The following is a 20,527-nucleotide window of genomic DNA, read 5'->3' on the forward strand; positions in this document are numbered from 1 at the left end:
CCGCTTTCCGGGACGGCGCCGCGCGCTCGGCGCCCGCCGCCCCTACGGTGGAATCGGGCATGCGGGAGGAATGCGCGGACGCCGACTGCCTGAGCGGCGGCCCGGTCGACGCGGGCCGGGCGATCGACGCGGTGGAGGCGATCGAGGGGGCCGGCGGGGTGACCGCCGAGGCCGTCACCGCGCAGGCCGCGAGCGTGCGCGCGGTGAGCGGGCGCGACCCGCGGCGCGAAGGAGACCAGACGTGAACGGCGGCGGCGTCCGGCCGACCCGCCGGTGGACGGGCGGAGCGGGGCAGTGAGCAGTACAGGCGGGGCAGGCAGCGGTACAGGGGACGACGGCAGGCCGTTGCGGCTGGGCACGCGCAAGAGCCTGATGGCGATGACGCAGTCGCAGCAGGTCGCGGACGCCCTCGTGCGGCGTACCGGGCATGCCGTGGAGCTGGTCGGGGTAACGACCGAGGGTGATGTCTCCAAGGCGCTGCTCGCCCAGATCGGCGGGACCGGGGTCTTCGTCAACGGGCTGCGCGAGAAGCTGCTGTCCGGCGAGATCGACTTCGCCGTGCACTCGCTGAAGGACCTGCCCACCGGCGAGGCCGACGGGATCGCGCTCGCCGCGACCCCGGCCCGCGACGACCCGCGCGACGCCCTGTGCGGGCCGGCCAAGCTGTCGGACCTGCCGCTCGGCGCCCGCGTCGGCACCGGCTCGCCGCGCCGCGCCGCGCAGCTGCGCGCGCTGCGTCCCGACCTGGAGGTCGTGCCGATCCGCGGCAACGCCGACACCCGGCTCCGCAAGGTCACGGGCGGTGAGCTGGACGCGGTCGTCCTCGCGCACGCCGGGCTGCGGCGGCTCGGACGGCTGGACGCCGTCGCCGAGGTGTTCGACCCCGACCAGATGCTCCCCGCCCCCGGGCAGGGCTCGCTCGCGCTCGAATGCCGCGCCGACCGGGAGGACCTGCGCGCCCTGCTCGGCAGCGTCGACGACCCGGCCACCCGGCGCGCGATCACCGCCGAGCGGACGGTGCTGGCCGTGCTGGAGGCGGGCTGCTCCGCGCCCGTGGGAACATACGCTGCCGAAGAAGAAGAGAACCTGCGCCTGACCGCGTCCGTCGTCGCCTACGACGGGAGCCGGCAGATCAGGCTGTCCGCCAGCGGCCACCCGCAGCGGGCCGGGGAGCTGGGGCGCGAACTCGCGAACCGGCTGCTCGCCCAGGGGGCCGACCAGTTGATGGGGGAGCGCGACATTGAGCCCCGCTAGCCAGAGCCCGGCGACCCAGCGGGCCGCCGCCAAGACCACGAGACACGTGCCGGTCGGCGGCAGGACGGCCGATCCCGGCACCGTCGCCATCGTCGGCGTCGGCCCCGGCGACCCCGGCCTGCTGACCCTGCGCGCCGCCGCCGAGCTGGAGCGCGCCGACACCGTCATCGTCGGCCGCGCCCACTGCCCCGCCGAGATCCTCGCCTACTGCCGCCCGGACGCCGAGATCATCGACTCCGCCGAGGGCGACCCGGCCAAGCTCGCCGCGCGCGCCGCCAAGGCGGGGCGGCGGGTCGTCCGGCTGTTCCAGGGCGACCCCGGCCTCGGCTGCGGGCTCGCCGACGAGGGCGGCGCGCTCGCGAAGGCGGGCGTCCCGTTCGAGGTCGTCCCGGGCGTGTCGGCGGTGACCGGCGTCCCCGGCTACGCGGGCATCCCGCTGACCGACGCCAAGCACCGCGAGGTCCGGGTCGTGGACGCCTCGCACGGCGGCGTCGACTGGGACCGGTTCGCCGACCCGGCCGCGACGCTGGTGATCCTCGGCGCCGAGGACACGCTCCCCGAGACCGTCAAGGGACTGGTCGCGGCGGGCCGCCCGGCGAGCACCCCCGCCGCGATGACCAGCCTCGGCACCACCACCGAGCAGGAGACCGTCGTCTCGACGCTGCACCGGCTGGTCGCCGACACCAAGGGCATGGAGTCCCCGGCGATGATCATCGTGGGGGACGTGGTCGGCTGGCGCGACCGGCTGTCGTGGTTCGAGACCAAGGCGCTGTTCGGCTGGCGCGTGCTCGTCCCGCGCACCAAGGAGCAGGCCGCCTCGCTGTCGGACCAGCTCCGCGGCTACGGGGCCGTGCCCGACGAGGTCCCGACGATCTCCGTCGAGCCGCCCCGCACGCCCCAGCAGATGGACCGTGCCGTCAAGGGCCTGGTCACCGGGCGGTACGAGTGGGTGGTCTTCACCTCCACCAACGCGGTCAAGGCCGTCCGTGAGAAGTTCGTCGACTACGGCCTGGACGCCCGCGCGTTCGCCGGGCTGAAGGTCGCCGCCGTCGGCGAGCAGACCGCCGCCGCGCTGGTCGAGTTCGGCATCCAGCCCGACCTCACCCCGACCGGGCAGCAGTCCAGCGAGGGCCTGGCCGAGGTGTGGCCGCCCTACGACGAGGACCTCGACCCGATCAACCGGGTGCTGCTGCCGCGCGCCGACATCGCCACCGACACCCTCATCGCCCGGCTCACCGAGCTGGGCTGGGAGTGCGAGGACGTGACCGCCTACCGCACCGTCCGGGCCGCGCCGCCGCCCGCGCCGATCCGCGAGGCGATCAAGGGCGGCGGGTTCGACGCGGTGCTGTTCACCTCCTCCTCCACGGTGAAGAACCTCATCGGGATCGCCGGCAAGCCGCACAACGTCACGGTGATCGCCGTCATCGGGCCGCAGACCGCCAAGACCGCCGAGGAGTACGGGCTGCGGGTGGACGTCATGGCCGACCGGCCGTCGGTCTCCGCGCTCGCCGAGGCGCTCGCCGAGTACGGTGCGAAGCGGAGGGCGGCCCAGATCGAGGCGGGGGACCCGCTGCGCAAGCCCAGCCAGATGCGCCGGGGGGCCCGCCGCCGCAAGTAGCCCGGCCGCGAGGCGGCCCGGCCGCACGTAGCCCAGACACGCCCAGAGCTGGAGAAGGACGATGACCGCTCAGTTCCCCGTCGCGCGCCCCCGGCGCCTGCGCCGCACCCCCGCGCTGCGCCGGATGGTCGCCGAGACCCGGCTCAGCCCCGCCGAGCTGGTGCTGCCGATGTTCGTCAAGGAGGGCATCACCGAGCCGCAGCCCATCGCGTCGATGCCGGGCGTGGTGCAGCACACCCGCGACAGCCTCCGCAAGGCCGCGCACGAGGCCGTCGAGGCGGGCGTCGGCGGGCTCATCCTGTTCGGGATCCCCGCCGTGAAGGACGGGACGGGCTCGGGCGCCGACGACCCGGCCGGGATCGTCCAGCTCGCGCTGCGCGACCTGAGCGCCGATCTCGGCGACGCGACCGTGGTCATGACGGACCTGTGCCTGGACGAGTACACCGACCACGGGCACTGCGGCGTCCTCACCGGCGCGGGCGAGATCGACAACGACGCCACGCTGGAGCGCTACGCCTCGATCGCGGTCGCGCAGGCGGCGGCGGGCTCGGCCGTGATCGGCCCCTCGGGGATGATGGACGGCCAGGTCGGCGCGATCCGCGAGGCCCTCGACGGCGCCGGCTACCAGGACGTCTCCATCCTCGGCTACTCGGTGAAGTACGCCTCGGCCTACTACGGCCCCTTCCGCGAGGCCGCCGAGTGCGCGCCCCAGTTCGGCGACCGCTCCACCCACCAGCAGGACCCGGCCAACGCCGACGAGTCGCTCCGCGAGGTCTTCCTCGACCTCGACGAGGGCGCCGACATGGTCATGGTGAAGCCCGCGGGGGCCTACCTCGACATCGTCCGCCGCGTCCGCGACGCGGTCGACGTGCCCGTCGTCGCCTACCAGGTGAGCGGCGAGTACGCGATGGTCGAGGCCGCCGCCGAGCGGGGCTGGATCGACCGGGAGCGCACGATCCACGAGTCGCTGGTCTCGATGCGCCGCGCGGGCGCCGACATCATCCTGACCTACTGGGCCACCGAGGTGGCCCGCGCGCTCTGATCCGCATGCGCCTTTGACCCCCGGTTACCCAGAATCCCCTAGTTACTTAGGGTGGGTTACCGGGGGTTGCCGTGTGCCCGGGGGCGGAGCGGCGGCATCATCGTCCTAAGAGGAACCCACGGTCGACGTTGGGAAACGGGGGGCGGACATGCTGGCGGTCACGGGGAGCAGGCGGCAGCGGGCGGCGCGCGACCGGATGGCGGCGGCGGCGCTGGAGTACGCCGCGCTGGGCTGGCCGTGCTTCCCCGGGGCGCACCCGCCGGCCGGCGGTGACCGGGCGTGCTCGTGCGACCGGATCGGCTGTCCCGACCCGGGCGCGCACCCGGTGTCGGCCGCGTGGGCGCTGGAGGCGAGCGTCGACCCGGCCGCGATCCGGCGGTGGTGGGCCGAGCGGCCCCGCGCCAACCTGATCCTCCCGACGGGCCGGGTGTTCGACGTGTTCGACGTCCCGGCGGCGGCGGGCGCGCGGGCGCTGGAGCGGATCGCGCGCGAGGACCTGCCGGTCGGGCCCGTCGCGAGCGTCGGCGGCGAGCGGCACCTGTTCTTCGTCGCGACGCGCGGCGCCCCCGCCGACGAGGACGAGTGGTGGTCCTGCCATCTCGACACCTCGCCCGAGACCGTCACCGCGACCCCCGGCATGCGCTGGCACTGCCGCGACAGCTACGTGGTGGCGCCGCCGTCGGTCCTGCCCCACGGGCGGGACGTGGGCTGGCTGCGCGCGCCGGAGCGCGCCGCCGAGGGCGGGGGCCTCCCCGACCCCCTGCGGCTGCTCGAAGTGCTCTCCGACAGCTGCGAGGACGCGGCGGCGGACGCCTGAGACCGCCTGAGACCGCCTGAGACCGCCTGAGACCGATTGAGCCCGCCTGAGACCGGCTCAGCCGCCCGGCGCGGGCCGAGGGGTCAGCGCGGGGCCTTGACCGGCGCCGCGTGCCCCCAGCCCGAGTAGGAGACCGAGAGGATCTGCGTGCGCTTCTTCGCGGCGTCCTGCGCGCGGACCCACAGCTTGACGGGCAGCCCGCCGTCCATCCGGACCGCGAAGCTGATCTTGGTGGCGCCGGTCGCCCGGGCCATCTCCGCGTAGAGCGGGCCCGAGCCCGGGTCCTGCGCGAGCCGCGCGGGAGGCGCCTCGCCCTGGTAGACGTCGCCGGACCTGCGCAGCGCCGTCGCCGACCGCAGCAGCGCCGTCATCGCCGGGACGGAGCTGCCCAGCCGGATCTGCTCGGCCAGCGCGGGGTAGCCGCGCCCGCCCGCCGGCGCCTGCCGCCACCGCTTGCCCGCCCGCAGGTACACGACGTCGCGGACGACGACGGCCTGGGCCGCCTTGCGGGTCCCCCCTGCGCCCGACAGCGACATCGAGTACGACGCCGGGCCGCCCTGCACCAGCGTGAAGCCGCCCCGTCCGGCGGCGGGGCCGCCGGCGCCCGTCCGGCGGTAGGTGAACCGGGCGCCGCCGGCCCGCGCGGTCGACTGGTCGATGCTCGCGACGAGCGGCGCCGGGTCCACGCCGCCGGCCGGGAGGCTCGGCTGCGGGGTGCTGCTCTGCGCGGGGGTCGGGTCGGGCGCGGCGGACTCGCCGTCCTTGCCGAGCAGGAGGACGCCCGCCGCGACGACGCCGACCACGACGACGGCCGCCGCCACGGCGATCCACCGGCCGCGCCCGCCGCCCGCCTTGGGCGCCGCGCCCGCCGCCGCGACGATCGGGTTGCGGCCGCTGCCGCGCGCGGGCCTCGGCTTGGGCTCCGGTTGCGCCGCCGCCTGCGCGGCGAGTTCGGTGAGGCGGCCGCGGCCCTGCGCCTCCCAGGACGGCCCGTAGGCCGACACGGCCGCGTCCTCCAGCGCGCCGAGGAAGTCCGCCGCCGACTTCGGACGCTCGTCCGGGTCCTTGGCGAGGCCCTGGGTGATCAGGCCGCGCAGCGGGCCCGGGACCTCCTCGGCGGGGATCGGGCCCTCGCGGTGCAGCTTGGCCATGTTCCGCCCGGCGAACGGCGGGCGCCCGGTCAGGCACTCGAAGAAGACCGCGGTGGCGGCGTAGAGGTCGGTGGCGGCGCTCGCGGGCGCGCCGTCCCACAGCTCGGGCGCCGCGTAGGCCGGGCCCGCGGCCGTCTCGGTGCCGGCGGGCGCCGTCGCGAAGTCGGCGAGGCGGGCGTTGCCCTGCCCGTCCACCAGCACGTTGGACGGCCTGAGCGCGCCGTGCACGATCTCCCGCGCGTGCCCGGCCGCGAGGCCGAGCAGCGTCCCGCCGAGCATCGACAGGGCCGCCAGGGGGCCGGTGGGGCCCTGCGCGGCGAGGATCCGGCGCAGCGCGACGCCCTCGACGCGCTCCATCACGATCGCGGCGCCCTCGGCGGTCTCCACGAAGTCGTAGAGGTCGACCACGTTCGGGTCCTCAAGCTGGGACAGCGGCCGCGAGAGCGCGCGGAACCGCGCCCGGAACGCCTCGTCGGCCTGCCGCCCGCCGAAGTACTTGATGGCGACCTTCGTGCTGGTCAGGTCGTCGACCGCCAGCACCACCCGGCCTGAGGCGCCGCCGCTGAGCTCTCGCTCGTGGGTGAAGCCCGGGACCGTCCAGCCGTCAACCACGGTGAAAGCCATCCCTCCGATCCGGCCGCCGCCGGTGAGAGTCATTGATGCGGGGAAGTTGTGGGGAAGTTACAGGGAAGTGGGGACATAGCAGGCCCACCTCCCGGCGGGTCTCATGTCGTACTTGGTGGAATATCGGCCCGTGCCCGGCGAGGTCAAGGGCAGTCGCCGAACTGCAACTGAGAGGATTGGAGCGTGACTGGAACCGATCGCTCCCAGCAGTTGTTCGACCGTGCCGCCGAGGTCGTCCCCGGCGGCGTGAACTCCCCGGTGCGGGCCTTCGGCGCCGTCGGCGGGACGCCCCGCTTCATGGCGTCCGGGCGCGGCCCGTACCTCACCGACGCCGACGGTAACGAATACGTCGACCTCGTGTGCTCGTGGGGTCCGCTGATCCTCGGGCACGGGCATCCGGCCGTCGTGGACGCGGTGCGCGAGGCGGCGGGGCACGGCACGTCCTACGGGGCGCCGACGCCCGGCGAGGTGGAGCTCGCTGAGGAGATCGTCGCGCGCGCCCCGGTCGCGAAGGTGCGGCTGGTCAACTCCGGCACCGAGGCGACGATGTCGGCGATCCGGCTCGCCCGCGGGTTCACCGGCCGCAGCAAGATCGTGAAGTTCGCGGGCTGCTACCACGGGCACGTCGACTCATTGCTCGCGGCGGCGGGCTCGGGTGTCGCCACCTTCGGGCTGCCCGACACCCCCGGCGTCACCGGCGCGACGACCGCCGACACGATCGTCCTGCCCTACAACGACGTCGCGGCCGTGGAGAGCGCCTTCGACGAGCACGGCCACGAGATCGCCTGTGTGATCACCGAGGCGGTGCCGTGCAACATGGGCGTGGTGCCGCCGCTGCCCGACTTCAACGCGCTGCTGAAGCGGCTCTGCGAGCGCAGCGGCGCGCTGCTGGTGGTCGACGAGGTGCTCACCGGGTTCCGGGCGTCCCGGTCGGGCTGGTACGGGATCGAGGGCGTGCCCGGCGACCTGATGACGTTCGGGAAGGTGATGGGCGGCGGGCTGCCCGCCGCCGCGTTCGGCGGGCGCGCCGACGTCATGGACCACCTCGCCCCCGCCGGGCCCGTCTACCAGGCGGGCACGCTGTCGGGGAACCCGCTCGCCACGGCGGCGGGCCTCGCGACCCTGCGCGGCGCGACCGAGGAGGTGTACGCGGCCGTGGACGCGGCGGCGGCGCTGGTGTCCAGGGCCGCCTCCGAGGCGCTGACCCGGGCGGGCGTCCCGCACCACGCGCAGCACGCCGGGAACCTGTTCTCGATCTTCTTCACCGAGGAGCCCGTCGGCGACTTCGCCGCCGCCCAGCGGCAGGACTCCAAGGCCTACGCGGCGTTCTTCCACGCCGCGCTCGACCGCGGCGTCTACCTGCCGCCGTCGGCGTACGAGGTGTGGTTCCTGTCGGCCGCGCACGACGAGGCGGCGCTGGACCGCGTCCTCGCCGCGCTCCCGCACGCCGCCCGCGCCGCCGCCGCCGTCTCCTGACCCGGCCGGGGCTTGCGGCGGACCCCGGCCGGGAGCCGTTCGGTGGTTCGGCCGATCAGTAGGGGAGGCCGATCAGTAGGGGAGGATGTGCAGGGCGTCCCTGGCCCGCGCGACCGAGTCCGGGTGCGGCGCGCGCAGCGGCGCCCGGACGGCGGGGTCGTCGATCACCCCGGCGTCGGCCAGGCACGCCTTGAGCACCGCCGGGGACGGCTCCGCGAACAGGGCCTCCACCAGCGGGTACAACGCGTCGTGGAAGGTCAGCGCGCGGGTGGTGTTGCAGGTGCGCGACGCCTCGGCCATCGCCGCGAACGCCTCGGGCGCGAGGCACGCCGTTGCGGCGATGGCCCCGCACGCGCCGAGCTGGAGCATCGGGTAGGTGTAGGCGTCGTCGCCGCACAGGATCACCTTGCCCGTGCGGGCGGCGAACAGGGCGAGGGTGTCCTGGTCGATGCCGCCGGGGCAGTGCTTGAGGCCGAGGACGCAGTCGAGCTCCAGCAGCCGCAGCAGCGCCTCGGCGGACAGGTGCTTGCCCGTCCGGTAGGGGATGTTGTAGACGAGCAGCGGCACGTCCACGGCGGCGCCGATCGCGGCGATGTGGTCGATCACGCCGTCGTCGGAGGGGCGCAGGTAGTAGGGGACGACGACGAGCAGCGCGTCGGCGAGCGGGGCGCGCTCGCGGGCCTGCCGGATCGAGTCCTCGGTGCCCATCGTCCCGGCGCCGACGATCAGCGGCGCGCCGTGCTCGGTGGCGACGGCGCGGCCGGTCTCCAGCACCGCCCGCTGCTCGGCGGCCGTCAGCGTGGCCGCCTCGCCGGTGGTGCCCAGCGCCACGAGCCCGGACGCGCCGCCCGTGAGGCAGTGCGCCGCGAGCCTTTCGAGGGACTTGAGGTCGACCTCGCCCGCGCGGGTGAACGGCGTCACCAGGGACGCGTGGATTCCGTGCATGTCTCTCACCTCGTCAGGACGGGTCGGGTCACCCGTACGATGGCCGTGGAACGTTCTATGAGACGCGCGACACCCTTCGCCGGACGGCACGCCCCCGGCGGGGAGCGCGGTTTCCCGCATCGTCCTCGGCGGATAGCTTTAGAACAAGCTAGAACTCTTTGACAGTTCGTTTTAGCATTGCTACATGCTCGATCTGGAACGGCTGCGCGCCCTGCACTCCGTGGCGACCTACGGCTCGGTCAGCGCCGCCGCCGACGTGCTCCACGTCACCACCTCCGCCGTCTCCCAGCAGCTCGCCAAGCTGGAGCGGGAGACCGGCCAGAAGCTGCTCGAACGCAACGGGCGCGGCGTCCGGCTGACCGACGCCGCGCAACTGCTGGTCGCGCACGCCGAGCGGATCCTCTCGCTCGTCGAGCAGGCCCAGTCCGACCTGGAGGCGCACCGCGGCTCCGTCGTCGGGCGGCTCTCCCTCGCCGCGTTCCCGACCGCCGTGCGCGGGCTGATGCCCGCCGCGCTGCGCAGGCTCCGCGCCGAGCACCCCGACCTGCGCGTCCTGCTCCGCGAGGAGGACCCGCTGCAGAGCGGGCCGCTGGTCTCGCGCGGCGACCTCGACCTGGCCGTCGTGCAGGACTGGAACAACGAGCCGCTGCCGCTGCCCGAGGGCCTGTGCAAGGGGGTGATCTGCGCCGACATCGCCGACGTCGCGCTCCCCTCCGACCACCCGCTCGCGGGGCGCGACACGATCGAGCTGAAGGAGCTGGCCGGTGACACCTGGATCAGCTCCTCGCCCGACAGCATCTGCTGCGACTGGCTCCTGCGGACGCTGCGCGCCGTCGACAGCGAGCCCCGCATCGACCACATGGCCTACGAGTTCGCCACCCAGCTCTCGCTCGTCTCGGCCGGGCTCGGCAACGCGATCCTGCCCCGCCTCGGCCGCTGCGACGTCCCGCCGGACGTGGCGGTCGTGCCGCTCGCCGAGCCGCTGACGCGCCGCGTCTACGCGCTCTGGCGGGAGGAGGCGGCGCGCCGCCCGGCGATCCGCGCGGCGGTGAAGGCGCTGCGCTCGGCCGTCCCGGCCGCGGGCTGAGCCGCGGCGGCGGGCGGGGCGCGGCCGGTGGGCCGGGACACCGCCCGGCCTGGGTAATCTGACGGGCGATGACCGAGAAGACGATCGTTCACCTGCTGCGGCACGGTGAGGTGCACAATCCGGACGGGATCCTCTACGGGCGGCTGCCCGGCTACCGGCTGAGCGAGGACGGCGTCCTCATGGCCAAGGCCGCCGCCAAGTGGTTCGGCGACCGGGACGTGACCGCGCTGTTCTCCTCGCCGATGCAGCGGGCCCTGGAGACGGCCGCGCCGCTGGCCGAGGCGTTCGACCTGCCCGTCACGGTGGACGACCGGCTGATCGAGGCCGAGAACCACTTCGAGGGGCTGACGTTCGGGGCGGGCGCGGGGTCGCTGCGCCGTCCCGAGCACTGGCGCCACCTGGTCAACCCGTTCCGCCCGTCGTGGGGCGAGCCCTACCGGGACCTCGCCGCCCGGATGCGCGCGGCGGTGATCAGGGCCAGGGAGGCCGGGCGCGGCCACGAGGCGGTGTGCGTGAGCCACCAGCTCCCGGTGTGGATCCTGCGGCTGCACGCCGAGCACCGCAGGCTCTGGCACCATCCGAACAAGCGCGAATGCGCCCTGGCCAGCGTCACGAGCCTCACGTTCGAGGGCAGCCGGCTCGTGGAGGTCGCCTACAGCGAGCCCGCCGCGGGGCTCGCGAAGGGGCCCAGTGTCGCGGGTGCCTGAGGGCACCGCTACCGTTTGTACTACGTCCTGTAGTAGTAGGAGGGTCCGTTGAACCCCCGACTTTCCCCCGCGCGCGCCGGAGCCGCCGCCGTCGCGCTCTGCGGGCTGCTCGCCGGCTGCGCCGGGACGAGCGCCTCCGAGAACGGCGCCGGCGGCAACGACAACCGCTTCATCTCGGGCAACGGGAACGTCACGGAGTTCAAGCCCGGCGACCGCAAGAGCGTCCAGGACGTCGAGGCCGAGGGCCTCGCCGGAGGCCGGCACCGCCTCGCCGACCTCAAGGGCAAGGTCGTCGTCGTGAACTTCTGGGCGTCCTGGTGCGCGCCCTGCCGCGGCGAGGCCCCCTCGCTGGAGCAGGTCTACAGCGAGAACAAGGCGAAGGGCGTGGAGTTCCTCGGCGTCAACTTCAAGGACGCCAAGGAGAACGGCAAGGCCTTCGAGCGCAAGTTCAAGGTCACCTACCCGAGCATGTTCGACGCGGACGGGCGGGTCACGCTCGCCTTCCGCGAGGTCCCGCCGAGCGCGATCCCGAGCACCCTCGTCCTCGACCGGCAGGGCCGCATCGCGGCCCGCGTCATCGGCGCCACGACCTACTCCAAGCTCGGTCCGCTGGTCGCCAAGACCCTCGCGGAGAAGTGAGCCCGCCATGATCCCCGGAAGCGGCGCGGGCCGATGAGCGCCGCCGAGACCGTCACGAGCGGGTCGCTGCTCGCGGCCGCGCCGCTGGCCGCGCTGGCCGGGCTGGTCTCGTTCGCCTCGCCGTGCGTACTGCCGCTCGTCCCGGGCTACCTGTCGTATGTGACCGGCATGTCCGGCGCCGACCTCGCCGAGCAGCGGCGCGGCCGGCTGCTGGCGGGCGTGTCGCTGTTCATCGCGGGCTTCAGCCTCGTGTTCGTCAGCTACGGCGTGCTGTTCGGCGGGCTCGGCCGGTGGCTGCTGGAGTACCAGGACCCGATCACCCGCGTCCTCGGCGTCGTCACGATCGTGTTCGGGCTGGCGTTCATGGGGTTCGTCCCCGGCCTCCAGTGGACGCTCAAGTCCGGCAGGATGCCCGCGGCCGGGCTGGCCGGGGCGCCGCTGCTCGGCGTCCTGTTCGGGCTCGGCTGGACGCCGTGCATCGGCCCGACGCTCGGCGCCGTCCAGGGCCTGGCGATCACGGAGGCGAGCGCCGGGCGCGGCGCGCTACTGTCGCTGGCGTACTGCGCGGGCCTCGGGCTGCCGTTCGTGGCCACCGCGATCGCCTACCGGCGCGCGCTCGGCGCGTTCGGCGCGGTGAAGCGGCACTACCCCCTCGTGATGCGCACCGGCGGCGGGATGCTGGTGCTCATCGGGGTGCTGCTGGTGAGCGGCCTGTGGGGCGATCTGACCATCGAGCTGAGGTCGTGGATCAGCGGCTTCGAACCGGTTATCTGAGATGGGCGAGACGACGGACGAGATCACGGACGAGGCCATCGCCGCCGCCGAGGGCGCCGAGGCCGCCGAGGGCGAGGCGGGGACGCGGGCGCCCACCGCCCGGCAGGCCCCCGGGGAGGTGCCCCGGCCCACCGGCATCGGCCCGCTCGGCTGGCTGCGCTGGGGCTGGCGGCAGCTCACCACGATGCGCACGGCGCTGATCCTGCTGTTCCTGGTCGCGCTGGGCGCGGTGCCGAGTTCGATCTTCCCGCAGCGCGACCAGGCGCCGGAGAAGGTCGCCAAGTACGTCGAGGACCACAAGACCCTCGCGCCCTGGCTCGACCGCTTCTCGCTGTTCGACGTGTTCTCCGCGCCCTGGTTCGCGGCGATCTACATCCTGCTGTTCGTGTCGCTGGCGGGCTGCGTGGTCCCGCGCGCCGTCAAGCACTACCGGTCGATGCGGGCGCGGCCCCCGGCGGCGCCCCGCAACCTCGGGCGGCTGCCGCAGTCGGCGTCCTACGAGACCGACGACGCGCCCGAGGACGTCCTCGCCGAGGCGCGCCGGGTATTGCGCGGCCGCCGGTTCCGCGTGGACGTCTCGGGGGGCGCCGCGTCCGCCGAGAAGGGATACCTGGGCGAGACCGGCAACCTGCTGTTCCACCTGGCGCTGCTGGCCCTGCTGTTCGCGCTCGGCCTCGGCAACCTGTTCGGCTACCGCGGCAACATCCTGCTGACCGAGGGCAAGTCGTTCGCGAACTCGCTGAGCCAGTACGACGACTTCAAGCCCGGACGCGCGTTCGGCGGCGACGACCTCTCGCCGTTCTCGATCACGCTGGACGACTTCACCGCCACCTACGAGACCAAGGGCGACAAGCGCGGCCAGGCCACCGACTTCCACGCCAAGATCCGCTACCGGAACTCCCCCGGGGCGAAGGAGAAGAGCTGGGACCTGCGGCTCAACCACCCGCTGAAGGTCGGCGGCGCCAAGCTCTACCTGCTCGGGCACGGGTACGCGCCGGTGTTCACCGTCCGCGACGGCAAGGGGAACATCGCCTTCCAGGACGCGGTGCCCTTCCTGCCGATGGAGCCGCGCAACCTCACCTCCGAGGGCGTCATCAAGGCGCCCGACGCCGAGCCCGAGCAGCTCGCCTTCTACGCGATCCTGTGGCCGACGGCGATGGCCAGCGAGGACCGGAAGCAGATCGTCTCGGCCTTCCCCGGGCCGATCCGCCCGGTCGTGACGATCTCCTCGTTCAAGGGCGACATCGGGCTCGACTCCGGCACCCCCCAGTCGGTCTACAAGCTGGAGGGCGTCGGCAAGACGCTCCAGCCCGTCAAGGACGGGCAGAAGCTGCTGGAGCCGGGCGAGTCGTTCAAGCTCCCCGGGAACGCGGGGACGATCACCTTCGACGGCCTCCGCGAGTACACGACGATGTCGGTCAACCGCGACCCGGGACGCCTGCCCGCGCTGGTCGCGGCCGTGCTCGCGGTGCTCGGCGTGGCGACCTCGTTCATGGTCAGGCGCCGCAGGGTGTGGGTCCGTGCGAGCGCCGGGAAGGGCGGGCGTACGGTGGTGGAGGTCGGCGGCCTCACGCTCGGGAACCCGACCTCGGAGTTCGACGACATCGTGACCGCGCTGCGCGGTCCCGGGCACGAGGCGCCGGAGGCCGAGCCCGCGCCGGAGAACGAGCCGCAGAACGAGCCGGAAACCGCTGAGACCGAGGCCGAGGCGGGACCGGCCGGGCACGACCCCGACACAGAACCGAAGGAGTGACGAGGGTGGGCGACGCCGACCTCGCGAACCTGAGCGACAAGCTCATGCTGACCACGGTGGTGCTCTACATCATCGCGCTGTTCGCCTACGCCGCGGACCTCGGCTTCGGCCGCCGCCGCTCGGCCGCGCTGGTGGCCGAGAAGGCCGAGGCGAAGGTCCTGGTGGGCGCCGGCGCCGCCGCCCCGACCCCGGCCGAGGAGGCGGCCGAGGAGGCCGCCGCCCCCGGGAGGCCGGACGGCGGGCGCCGCCAGGCCGACTGGGCGCGCCTCGGCGTCGTGCTGAACCTGCTGGGCTGGGCCGCGCACCTCGGCATGCTGGTGACGCGGGGGCTGTCGGCCGACCGCTGGCCGTGGGCGAACATGTACGAGTTCCTCGCCGCGATCGCCTTCGCCGCCGTCACCGCGTTCCTCGTCGTGATGTGGCGCTACCAGGCGCGGTTCCTCGGCGCGTTCGTGATGGTCGCCGCCGTGGTCGCGCTCGGCATCGACAACCTGTGGCTGTACGACTCGGTCGGCCCGGTGAGCCCGGCGCTGAACTCCTACTGGATCGCCATCCACGTGACCGCCGCGATCACCGCGACCGGCGCGTTCACCGTCGCCGGCGCGGCCACGATCCTGTACCTGGTCAAGTCGCGGGCGCAGGAGCGCGGCGGCGTCGCCGAGGGCGGGGTGCTCGCGCGGATCCCGGCCGTCGAGGCCCTGGACCGGCTGTGCCTGCGCGTGACGATGTTCGCGTTCCCGATCTGGACGGCCGCGATCATCATGGGCGCGATCTGGGCGGACGAGGCGTGGGGCCGCTACTGGGGCTGGGACCCCAAGGAGACCTGGTCGTTCGTCATCTGGATCGGCTACGCGGCCTACCTGCACGCGCGGTCCACGGCGGGCTGGAAGGGGCGCAAGGCCGCGATCCTCTCGCTGATCGCCTTCGCCGCGCTGCTGTTCAACTTCTTCGGCGTGAACTACATGTTCTCCGGACTGCACTCCTACGCTTGATATTCACGGCTGATATTCACGGCCAACGGGGGGACCGCAGCGGCGGTCCCCCCGTTGTCGTGTTCGCGGAACCGCGTCATCAGCGGATACGTCCCTGGCCTGAGGGCAGCGGGTGACCGGTGGGGATGACGCGGTGTCGGGTTCCGGCTTACCCTGCCTCCGGGACCCGGACGCTCGTCGACCCCCGCCGGGGTCCCGCCGACAGAGGAGCCCGATGCGCTTCAAAGGCATCCACCGCAAGCCCCGGGAGCTGAGGAATCGGGAGGCCGCCCGGGGCCGGCGGACCGACTGGAACGACCCGTCCGACCGGAACGACCCGACCGACTGGAACGACCGTCCGGGCGACACCGCGTACTCGCCCTCGCCGCCCGACTCGGGCGGACCCCCCGAGGCCGGACGCGTGCGCCCGCGCGGCAGCCAGCCGCGCGACCGGTTCGGCCGGTTCCGCAAGGCGGGGCGCGACGACGAGTTCACCGCCGGCCCCGACCGCCCGGACGAGGCCCGTCCGGGCGACGCGCCCGAGGGCGTCGTGGGCCGCTACGGGCGGCGCCGCCCCGGCGGCGGGGCGCGCGACCACGCGCTGCGCGCCTTCGAACTCGACGACGACACGCTCCGCGTGGAGCCCTATCCGCCGGGCATGCCGCACGTCGCCGACGGCCGCCGGCACTGCGGCGTCCTGGAGGGCGTGCTGTACCGGCAGTGGGACGCCCGGCTCGGCCCGCCCACCCCCGAGGTGATCCGCGCCGTGGACAGCCTCGCCGGGCTGCCCGCGCCGCTCAAGGAGAAGCTCGCGGCCGGGCTCGACGGCATCTATGTCGGCCCCGGCGGCGTCCCGCAGCTCGACGACATGGGCCACCTGCGCGACCGCCCGCTGCCGTCCGGCCGCGCGACGTGGGACATCTGCGCGGGCGCCTACGGCGACCGCAAGATCGTCGTGGGCGACCGGCCGTCGCCCACGCCCGACGTCATGCTGCACGAGGTCGGGCACGCGCTCGACGACATCGACGGCGACGACGGCGCGTGGACCTCCGACAGCCCCGCGTTCGTCGCGCTGTACGAGCAGTGCCTTCCGCACCTGGCCAGCGACTTCCACCGGCAGCCCGACGCGCTCGGCCGCCGCGAGTTCTTCGCGGACGCGTTCGCGGCGATCTCGTCCCGGCAGCGTCCCGCGCTGGTCGATATGCTCGCCGGCAACATCCGGACGGCACTTGAGGTCATGCTCTTCTTCAACCGCAGATACGGGATCTAGGACCCCCGATGGCCCCGACGCACACCGATGCACACCAAGGGTGATCGACGATGCAGGTGATCCGGCTCCCCGACGGCAGGCTCCGGGTACCCCACAGCGTCCTCGCCGACACCGGCGCGGACGAGCCGGGCCGCGGGCGGATCATCGCTGACGCCTACGTCGAGATCGGTCCGGACGATCCCGACTACGACCGGCTGCTCGACCAGTCGCTCACCGAGGACGAGCTGGCGGAGCGACGGCGGCGCTGGCGCGACGAGGACGCGGAGCTCCTCAGACGATTCGAGGAGTGGAAGGCGGACCGGACGGAGGACTAGGGCGCTTCCCCGTGAGGCGCCCTTCCCGCCGTGCGACGGTCCGGAAAGAAGTTCCGGGACGATGCCGGGACGGTAAGGTCAGCGTGCCGAGTGCTCGGCGACCGGCTCCTCGCCGCGCAGCAGCGCGTGCACCTCGGACTCGCGGAAGCGGCGGTGGCCTCCGGGAGTGCGGATGCTGCTGATCCGGCCCGCCGCGGCCCATCGTGTGACCGTCTTCGGATCGACCCGGAAGAGGGCGGCGACCTCTCCTGGGGTGAGCAGGCGCTCGCTCGTGCTCTCCACGTTTTCTCTCCCCCTTTGTCCCGCTCTCGTCGCGGGTGGACTGTTTACAGTGTGGCGGTTCAAGACCGATTTCTCCCTTGTTTTCGGAAAACATCACGCTGGGTAGTCGCATGACCTGCCGTGATGACCTGATGTGCTCGCGGGGTCGCTCGCAGCGGCCATCGGACCCCCGGCTGACCAGCCGTGTCACGCTCGCGACGCAGGGTTGACCGGGAGGCGGCGCGCGGGCGGCGGCGAAGCGAATAGTCTCCGGATCATGTCTAGTCTCCGGACCACGTCCGATCTCGTCTCGCTGGCCGAGATCGAGGGCGCGGCCGAGCGGCTCGCGGGGATCACCGTCCGGACGCCGCTCGTCCCGTTCCCGCTCCCGCCCGGTGCTCCCGCGCTGCTCGTCAAGCCCGAGTCGTTGCAGCCGGTCGGCGCGTTCAAGCTGCGCGGCGCGTACGCCGCCATCTCCTCTCTCCCGGATGACGTTCGGAAGCGGGGGGTCGTGACGCACTCCAGCGGCAACCACGCGCGCGCCGTCGCCTACACCGCCCGCGAGCTGGGGATCCGCGCCGTCCTGGTGATGCCGCACACCACGCCCGCCGTGAAGGTCGACGCGTGCCGGGAGCTCGGCGCCGAGGTCGTGTACGTCGAGCCGACCGCCGAGGCGCGCGTCGAGACGGCGGACCGGCTCGCGAACGCGCACGGCTTCACGATGATCCCGCCCTACGACGACCCGCGCGTGATCGCGGGCCAGGGCACGGTCGGCCTGGAGATCGTCCAGGACCGCCCGGACGTGGACGTCGTGCTCGTCCCGATCAGCGGCGGCGGCCTCGTCTCCGGCGTCGCGGCGGCCGTCAAGGCGCTGCGGCCGCGGGCGCGGGTCATCGGCGTCGAGCCGGAGCTGGCCGCCGACGCCCGCGACTCGCTGCGCCTCGGCCGGCCCGTCTCCTGGACGGCCGAGGACACCGGCCGCACCATCGCCGACGGCCTGCGCGTCCAGCGGGTGGGGGACCTCCCCTTCGCCCACATCCAGGCGCTCGTGGACGGCATCGTCACCGTCACCGAGGACGAGATCAAGGCGACGATGCGCCGCCTCGCCCGCGAGACCCGCCTGGTCTCCGAGCCGTCGGGCGCCGTGGCCACCGCCGCCTACCTGCACCACCGCGACGAACTCCCCGAGGGCGCGGCCTACGCGTCGGTGCTGTCGGGCGGCAACGTCGACCCGGCCCTGTTCCAGGAGGTGTACGCCTGACCTGCCGCGGGGTCGCGAGAGGGCGGGGGTAGGCTTTGCGGTGTCATGCGTTCCGTATTCTTCTACACCGCCGCGCGGTTGATGATCTTCGTGGCCACCGCGGGCGTGCTGGCGCTGCTCGGAACCCGCGGGTTCCCCCTCGTCCTGCTGGCGCTGCTGATCAGCGGCATCGTCAGCTTCGTCCTGCTGTCGGGCCAGCGCGACCGGATGTCGGCGGCCGTGCTGACCGGCGTCCGCGACCGGCGCCGGAGGTTCGAGCGGGCACGTACCAAGGAAGACGCGTAGCACTACCCGGCGTGGGCGGTGCGCGGCGGTGGTTCCGCTAGCTCTTAGGGTGGACCCATGACCCGCGCCTCACTCGACAAGCAGCCCGCCGACGTGGCGGCGATGTTCGACGGCACCGCCGAGCGCTACGACCTGCTGAACACCCTGATGACCGGCGGCCAGGACCGGCGCTGGCGCAGGGCGGTCGTCGCGGCGGTGGACGCGCGGCCCGGCGAGCGGGTGCTCGACCTCGCGGCCGGGACGGGCACCTCCTCGGTGCCGTTCGCCGAGGCCGGGGCCGACACGGTGGCGTGCGACTTCTCCCTCGGCATGCTGCGGGTCGGGACGCGGCGCCAGGCCGGCGTCGAGCGGCTCAGCTTCGTCGCGGGCGACGCGCTGCGGCTCCCCTTCGCGAGCGGCTCGTTCGACGCCGTCACCATCTCCTTCGGGCTCCGCAACGTCGCCGACACCGGCGCGGCGCTGCGCGAGCTGCGGCGGGTGGCCAAGCCGGGCGGGCGGCTGCTGGTGTGTGAGGTCAGTCACCCTCCGAACACGCTGCTCGCGCTCGGCCACAAGGCGCACCTGCGGTACGGGCTGCCGCTGCTCGCGCGGGTCAGCTCCAACCCCGGCTCCTACACCTATCTCGCCGAGTCGACGCTGGCGTGGCCCGGCCAGGCGGCGCTGGCGCGGCTGATCCAGGACGCCGGGTGGACGTCGGTGCGATGGCGCGACCTCACGTTCGGGGTCGCGGCGCTGCACCACGCCACCAATCCGGGATGACCGGGACGGCAGGTGGTTCGGGGACCGCTCCATATTTGGATCGGCCCAGAAGTACCCACCAGTCGTGATAAAGGAATAGACTCCCCACCGGATCCTTGTGAAGTACTTCACAAGCGAACGAGCTGAAGAGGAAAGCCGTGACCGACTCGACCCGACACGCGGACGTCATCGTCGTCGGGGCCGGCCCCGCCGGGGCCTCGACCGCCTACTGGCTGGCCCAGGCCGGCCTCAGCGTGCTGCTGCTGGAGAAGGCGACGTTCCCGCGCGACAAGATCTGCGGTGACGGGCTCACCCCGCGTGCGGTCCGCGCCCTGATCGGCATGGGCGTGGACGTCAACGATCCGGGGTGGGGGCGCAACAAGGGCCTGCGGATCTACGGCGGCGGGGTCAAGGTCGAACTGCCCTGGCCCGAGCTCGCGAGCTTCCCCGACTTCGGGCTCGTCCGCAAGCGCGCCGACTTCGACCAGCTCCTCGCCGAGCACGCCGCCAAGGCCGGCGCCCGGCTGCTCCAGGGCTGCACGGTCACCGGCCCGATCCTGGACGAGCGCACCGACCGCATCACCGGCGTCACCGCCACCTACGAGGGCGAGGAGACGTCCTTCCACGCGCCGCTCGTCGTCGCGGCCGACGGCAACTCCACCCGGCTCTCGCTGGCGATGGGCCTGCGCCGCCGCTCCGACCGCCCGATGGGCGTCGCGGTCCGCCGCTACTTCGAGACGCCCCGCCACGACGACGACTACATGGAGGCGTGGCTGGAGCTGTGGGACGGCGAGCGCCTGCTCCCCGGCTACGGCTGGGTGTTCGGCGTCGGCGACGGCACCTCCAACGTGGGCCTCGGCCTGCTCAACACGAGCAAGGCGTTCCAGAACGTCGACTACCGGGGCATGCTGCGGCGCTGGTGCGCGCAGATGCCCGCGGAGTGGCAGTTCTCGGAGGAGCACGCCACGTCCAAGATCCGCGGCGCCGCGCTGCCGATGGGCTTCAACCGGCAGCCGCACTACACCCGGGGCATGCTGCTCGTCGGCGACGCCGGGGGCATGATCAACCCGTTCAACGGCGAGGGCATCGACTACGCGCTGGAGTCCGGCCGGCTGGCCGCCGACATCATGGTGCAGGCGCTCGCCCGCCGCACCCCGGCGCAGCGCGAGCGGACCCTGTACGAGTACCCGCGCATCCTGAAGGACGAGCACGGCGGCTACTTCACGCTGGCGCGGGTGTTCGTCCAGGCCATCGGCGACCCGCGCGTGATGAAGTTCCTCACCGCGCACGGCCTGCCGCATCCGACGCTGATGCGCTTCACGCTCAAGCTGCTCGCCAACCTGACCGACCCGAAGGGCGGCGACGCGATGGACCGGGTCATCAACGCGATGCAGAAGGTGGCCCCGGCAGCATGAGCGCACACACGGGCGCACACAGGCAGGGGCCGCCAGCGACCCCGACCCGGAGGGGAGTGCTATTGACCACCTTGGCTAGGGTGGCGGACCGCGGAGGCGCCGCCCCGTATCGCGTCGCAGGTTCG

At 73.6% G+C, this 20,527-nt stretch carries 20 protein-coding genes; 17 read left to right on the forward strand and 3 right to left on the reverse strand.

Annotation, left to right across the window (positions count from 1 at the left end):
- The first annotated feature begins 294 nt into the window (after nucleotides 1-294).
- The 4 genes from hemC to KLI87_RS19195 all read left to right on the forward strand — a co-directional run bounded on the left by hemC (nucleotide 295) and on the right by KLI87_RS19195 (nucleotide 4,731).
- Nucleotides 295-1,254: a hydroxymethylbilane synthase gene (hemC, locus tag KLI87_RS19180; protein ID WP_308166078.1), complete on the forward strand. Its 960-nt coding sequence runs from the start codon at nucleotides 295-297 to the stop codon at nucleotides 1,252-1,254.
- Nucleotides 1,241-2,872 carry a uroporphyrinogen-III synthase gene (locus tag KLI87_RS19185; RefSeq protein WP_156222206.1) on the forward strand — a complete coding sequence of 544 codons (1,632 nt, stop codon included), beginning with the start codon at nucleotides 1,241-1,243 and terminating at the stop codon, nucleotides 2,870-2,872. The genes hemC and KLI87_RS19185 overlap by 14 nt, the downstream gene beginning before the upstream one ends.
- Before the next feature lie 61 nt (nucleotides 2,873-2,933).
- Nucleotides 2,934-3,914, forward strand: a complete 981-nt coding sequence (gene hemB, locus KLI87_RS19190; protein WP_214618154.1) for a porphobilinogen synthase — start codon at nucleotides 2,934-2,936, stop codon at nucleotides 3,912-3,914.
- Nucleotides 3,915-4,062: 148 nt separating this feature from the next.
- The gene (locus KLI87_RS19195) at nucleotides 4,063-4,731 is read left to right on the forward strand and encodes a bifunctional DNA primase/polymerase (protein ID WP_156222202.1); all 669 of its coding nucleotides are present in this window, start codon (nucleotides 4,063-4,065) and stop codon (nucleotides 4,729-4,731) included.
- An 83-nt stretch (nucleotides 4,732-4,814) separates the two neighbouring features.
- Here KLI87_RS19195 and KLI87_RS19200 read toward each other — a convergent pair whose 3' ends face one another.
- Nucleotides 4,815-6,506: a serine/threonine-protein kinase gene (locus KLI87_RS19200; RefSeq protein WP_173391016.1), complete on the reverse strand. Its 1,692-nt coding sequence runs from the start codon at nucleotides 6,504-6,506 to the stop codon at nucleotides 4,815-4,817.
- A 183-nt stretch (nucleotides 6,507-6,689) separates the two neighbouring features.
- On the opposite strand from KLI87_RS19200, the gene hemL reads away from it, so the two are divergent.
- The gene (gene hemL, locus KLI87_RS19205; protein ID WP_214618155.1) at nucleotides 6,690-7,982 is read left to right on the forward strand and encodes a glutamate-1-semialdehyde 2,1-aminomutase; all 1,293 of its coding nucleotides are present in this window, start codon (nucleotides 6,690-6,692) and stop codon (nucleotides 7,980-7,982) included.
- 72 nt (nucleotides 7,983-8,054) lie between these two features.
- Here the strand turns inward: hemL and dapA are convergent, their stop codons facing one another.
- Nucleotides 8,055-8,927 carry a 4-hydroxy-tetrahydrodipicolinate synthase gene (gene dapA, locus KLI87_RS19210; RefSeq protein ID WP_173391015.1) on the reverse strand — a complete coding sequence of 291 codons (873 nt, stop codon included), beginning with the start codon at nucleotides 8,925-8,927 and terminating at the stop codon, nucleotides 8,055-8,057.
- Nucleotides 8,928-9,111: 184 nt separating this feature from the next.
- On the opposite strand from dapA, the gene KLI87_RS19215 reads away from it, so the two are divergent.
- The 8 genes from KLI87_RS19215 (at nucleotide 9,112) to KLI87_RS19250 (ending at nucleotide 16,442) form a co-directional block, all read left to right on the forward strand.
- Complete coding sequence (locus KLI87_RS19215) at nucleotides 9,112-10,014, forward strand: LysR family transcriptional regulator (RefSeq protein WP_156222196.1); 903 nt, start codon at nucleotides 9,112-9,114, stop codon at nucleotides 10,012-10,014.
- A gap of 68 nt (nucleotides 10,015-10,082) precedes the next feature.
- Nucleotides 10,083-10,721 carry a histidine phosphatase family protein gene (locus KLI87_RS19220; protein ID WP_156222194.1) on the forward strand — a complete coding sequence of 213 codons (639 nt, stop codon included), beginning with the start codon at nucleotides 10,083-10,085 and terminating at the stop codon, nucleotides 10,719-10,721.
- Between the two features lie 48 nt (nucleotides 10,722-10,769).
- Nucleotides 10,770-11,360, forward strand: coding sequence for a TlpA disulfide reductase family protein (locus KLI87_RS19225; protein WP_156222192.1), 591 nt, complete (start codon nucleotides 10,770-10,772; stop codon nucleotides 11,358-11,360).
- A gap of 33 nt (nucleotides 11,361-11,393) precedes the next feature.
- The gene (locus KLI87_RS19230; protein ID WP_214618156.1) at nucleotides 11,394-12,134 is read left to right on the forward strand and encodes a cytochrome c biogenesis CcdA family protein; all 741 of its coding nucleotides are present in this window, start codon (nucleotides 11,394-11,396) and stop codon (nucleotides 12,132-12,134) included.
- Between the two features lies 1 nt (nucleotide 12,135).
- Complete coding sequence (locus KLI87_RS19235; protein WP_156222188.1) at nucleotides 12,136-13,887, forward strand: cytochrome c biogenesis protein ResB; 1,752 nt, start codon at nucleotides 12,136-12,138, stop codon at nucleotides 13,885-13,887.
- A gap of 5 nt (nucleotides 13,888-13,892) precedes the next feature.
- The gene (gene ccsB, locus KLI87_RS19240; protein ID WP_214618157.1) at nucleotides 13,893-14,879 is read left to right on the forward strand and encodes a c-type cytochrome biogenesis protein CcsB; all 987 of its coding nucleotides are present in this window, start codon (nucleotides 13,893-13,895) and stop codon (nucleotides 14,877-14,879) included.
- A 214-nt stretch (nucleotides 14,880-15,093) separates the two neighbouring features.
- The gene (locus tag KLI87_RS19245) at nucleotides 15,094-16,128 is read left to right on the forward strand and encodes a hypothetical protein (RefSeq protein WP_214618158.1); all 1,035 of its coding nucleotides are present in this window, start codon (nucleotides 15,094-15,096) and stop codon (nucleotides 16,126-16,128) included.
- Nucleotides 16,129-16,178: 50 nt separating this feature from the next.
- Nucleotides 16,179-16,442 carry a hypothetical protein gene (locus KLI87_RS19250; protein WP_156222184.1) on the forward strand — a complete coding sequence of 88 codons (264 nt, stop codon included), beginning with the start codon at nucleotides 16,179-16,181 and terminating at the stop codon, nucleotides 16,440-16,442.
- Between the two features lie 78 nt (nucleotides 16,443-16,520).
- Here KLI87_RS19250 and KLI87_RS19255 read toward each other — a convergent pair whose 3' ends face one another.
- A complete protein-coding gene (locus KLI87_RS19255) occupies nucleotides 16,521-16,724 on the reverse strand; it encodes a BldC family transcriptional regulator (protein WP_021593176.1) in 204 nt (67 codons plus the stop codon).
- Between the two features lie 256 nt (nucleotides 16,725-16,980).
- Here KLI87_RS19255 and KLI87_RS19260 point away from each other — a divergent pair, with 256 nt between their 5' ends.
- From KLI87_RS19260 to KLI87_RS19275, 4 genes are all read left to right on the forward strand, one after another.
- Nucleotides 16,981-17,964 (forward strand): threonine/serine dehydratase, encoded by a 984-nt coding sequence (locus KLI87_RS19260; RefSeq protein ID WP_156222182.1) that lies wholly within the window; start codon nucleotides 16,981-16,983, stop codon nucleotides 17,962-17,964.
- Between the two features lie 45 nt (nucleotides 17,965-18,009).
- Nucleotides 18,010-18,249 carry a DUF4229 domain-containing protein gene (locus KLI87_RS19265; RefSeq protein ID WP_156222180.1) on the forward strand — a complete coding sequence of 80 codons (240 nt, stop codon included), beginning with the start codon at nucleotides 18,010-18,012 and terminating at the stop codon, nucleotides 18,247-18,249.
- Nucleotides 18,250-18,306: 57 nt separating this feature from the next.
- Nucleotides 18,307-19,008, forward strand: coding sequence for a demethylmenaquinone methyltransferase (locus tag KLI87_RS19270; protein ID WP_156222178.1), 702 nt, complete (start codon nucleotides 18,307-18,309; stop codon nucleotides 19,006-19,008).
- A gap of 137 nt (nucleotides 19,009-19,145) precedes the next feature.
- A complete protein-coding gene (locus KLI87_RS19275) occupies nucleotides 19,146-20,402 on the forward strand; it encodes a geranylgeranyl reductase family protein (RefSeq protein WP_214618159.1) in 1,257 nt (418 codons plus the stop codon).
- The last annotated feature ends 125 nt before the right edge of the window (nucleotides 20,403-20,527 follow it).

This window comes from Actinomadura sp. NEAU-AAG7, assembly GCF_018603865.1.
Taxonomy (GTDB): domain Bacteria; phylum Actinomycetota; class Actinomycetes; order Streptosporangiales; family Streptosporangiaceae; genus Spirillospora; species Spirillospora litoris.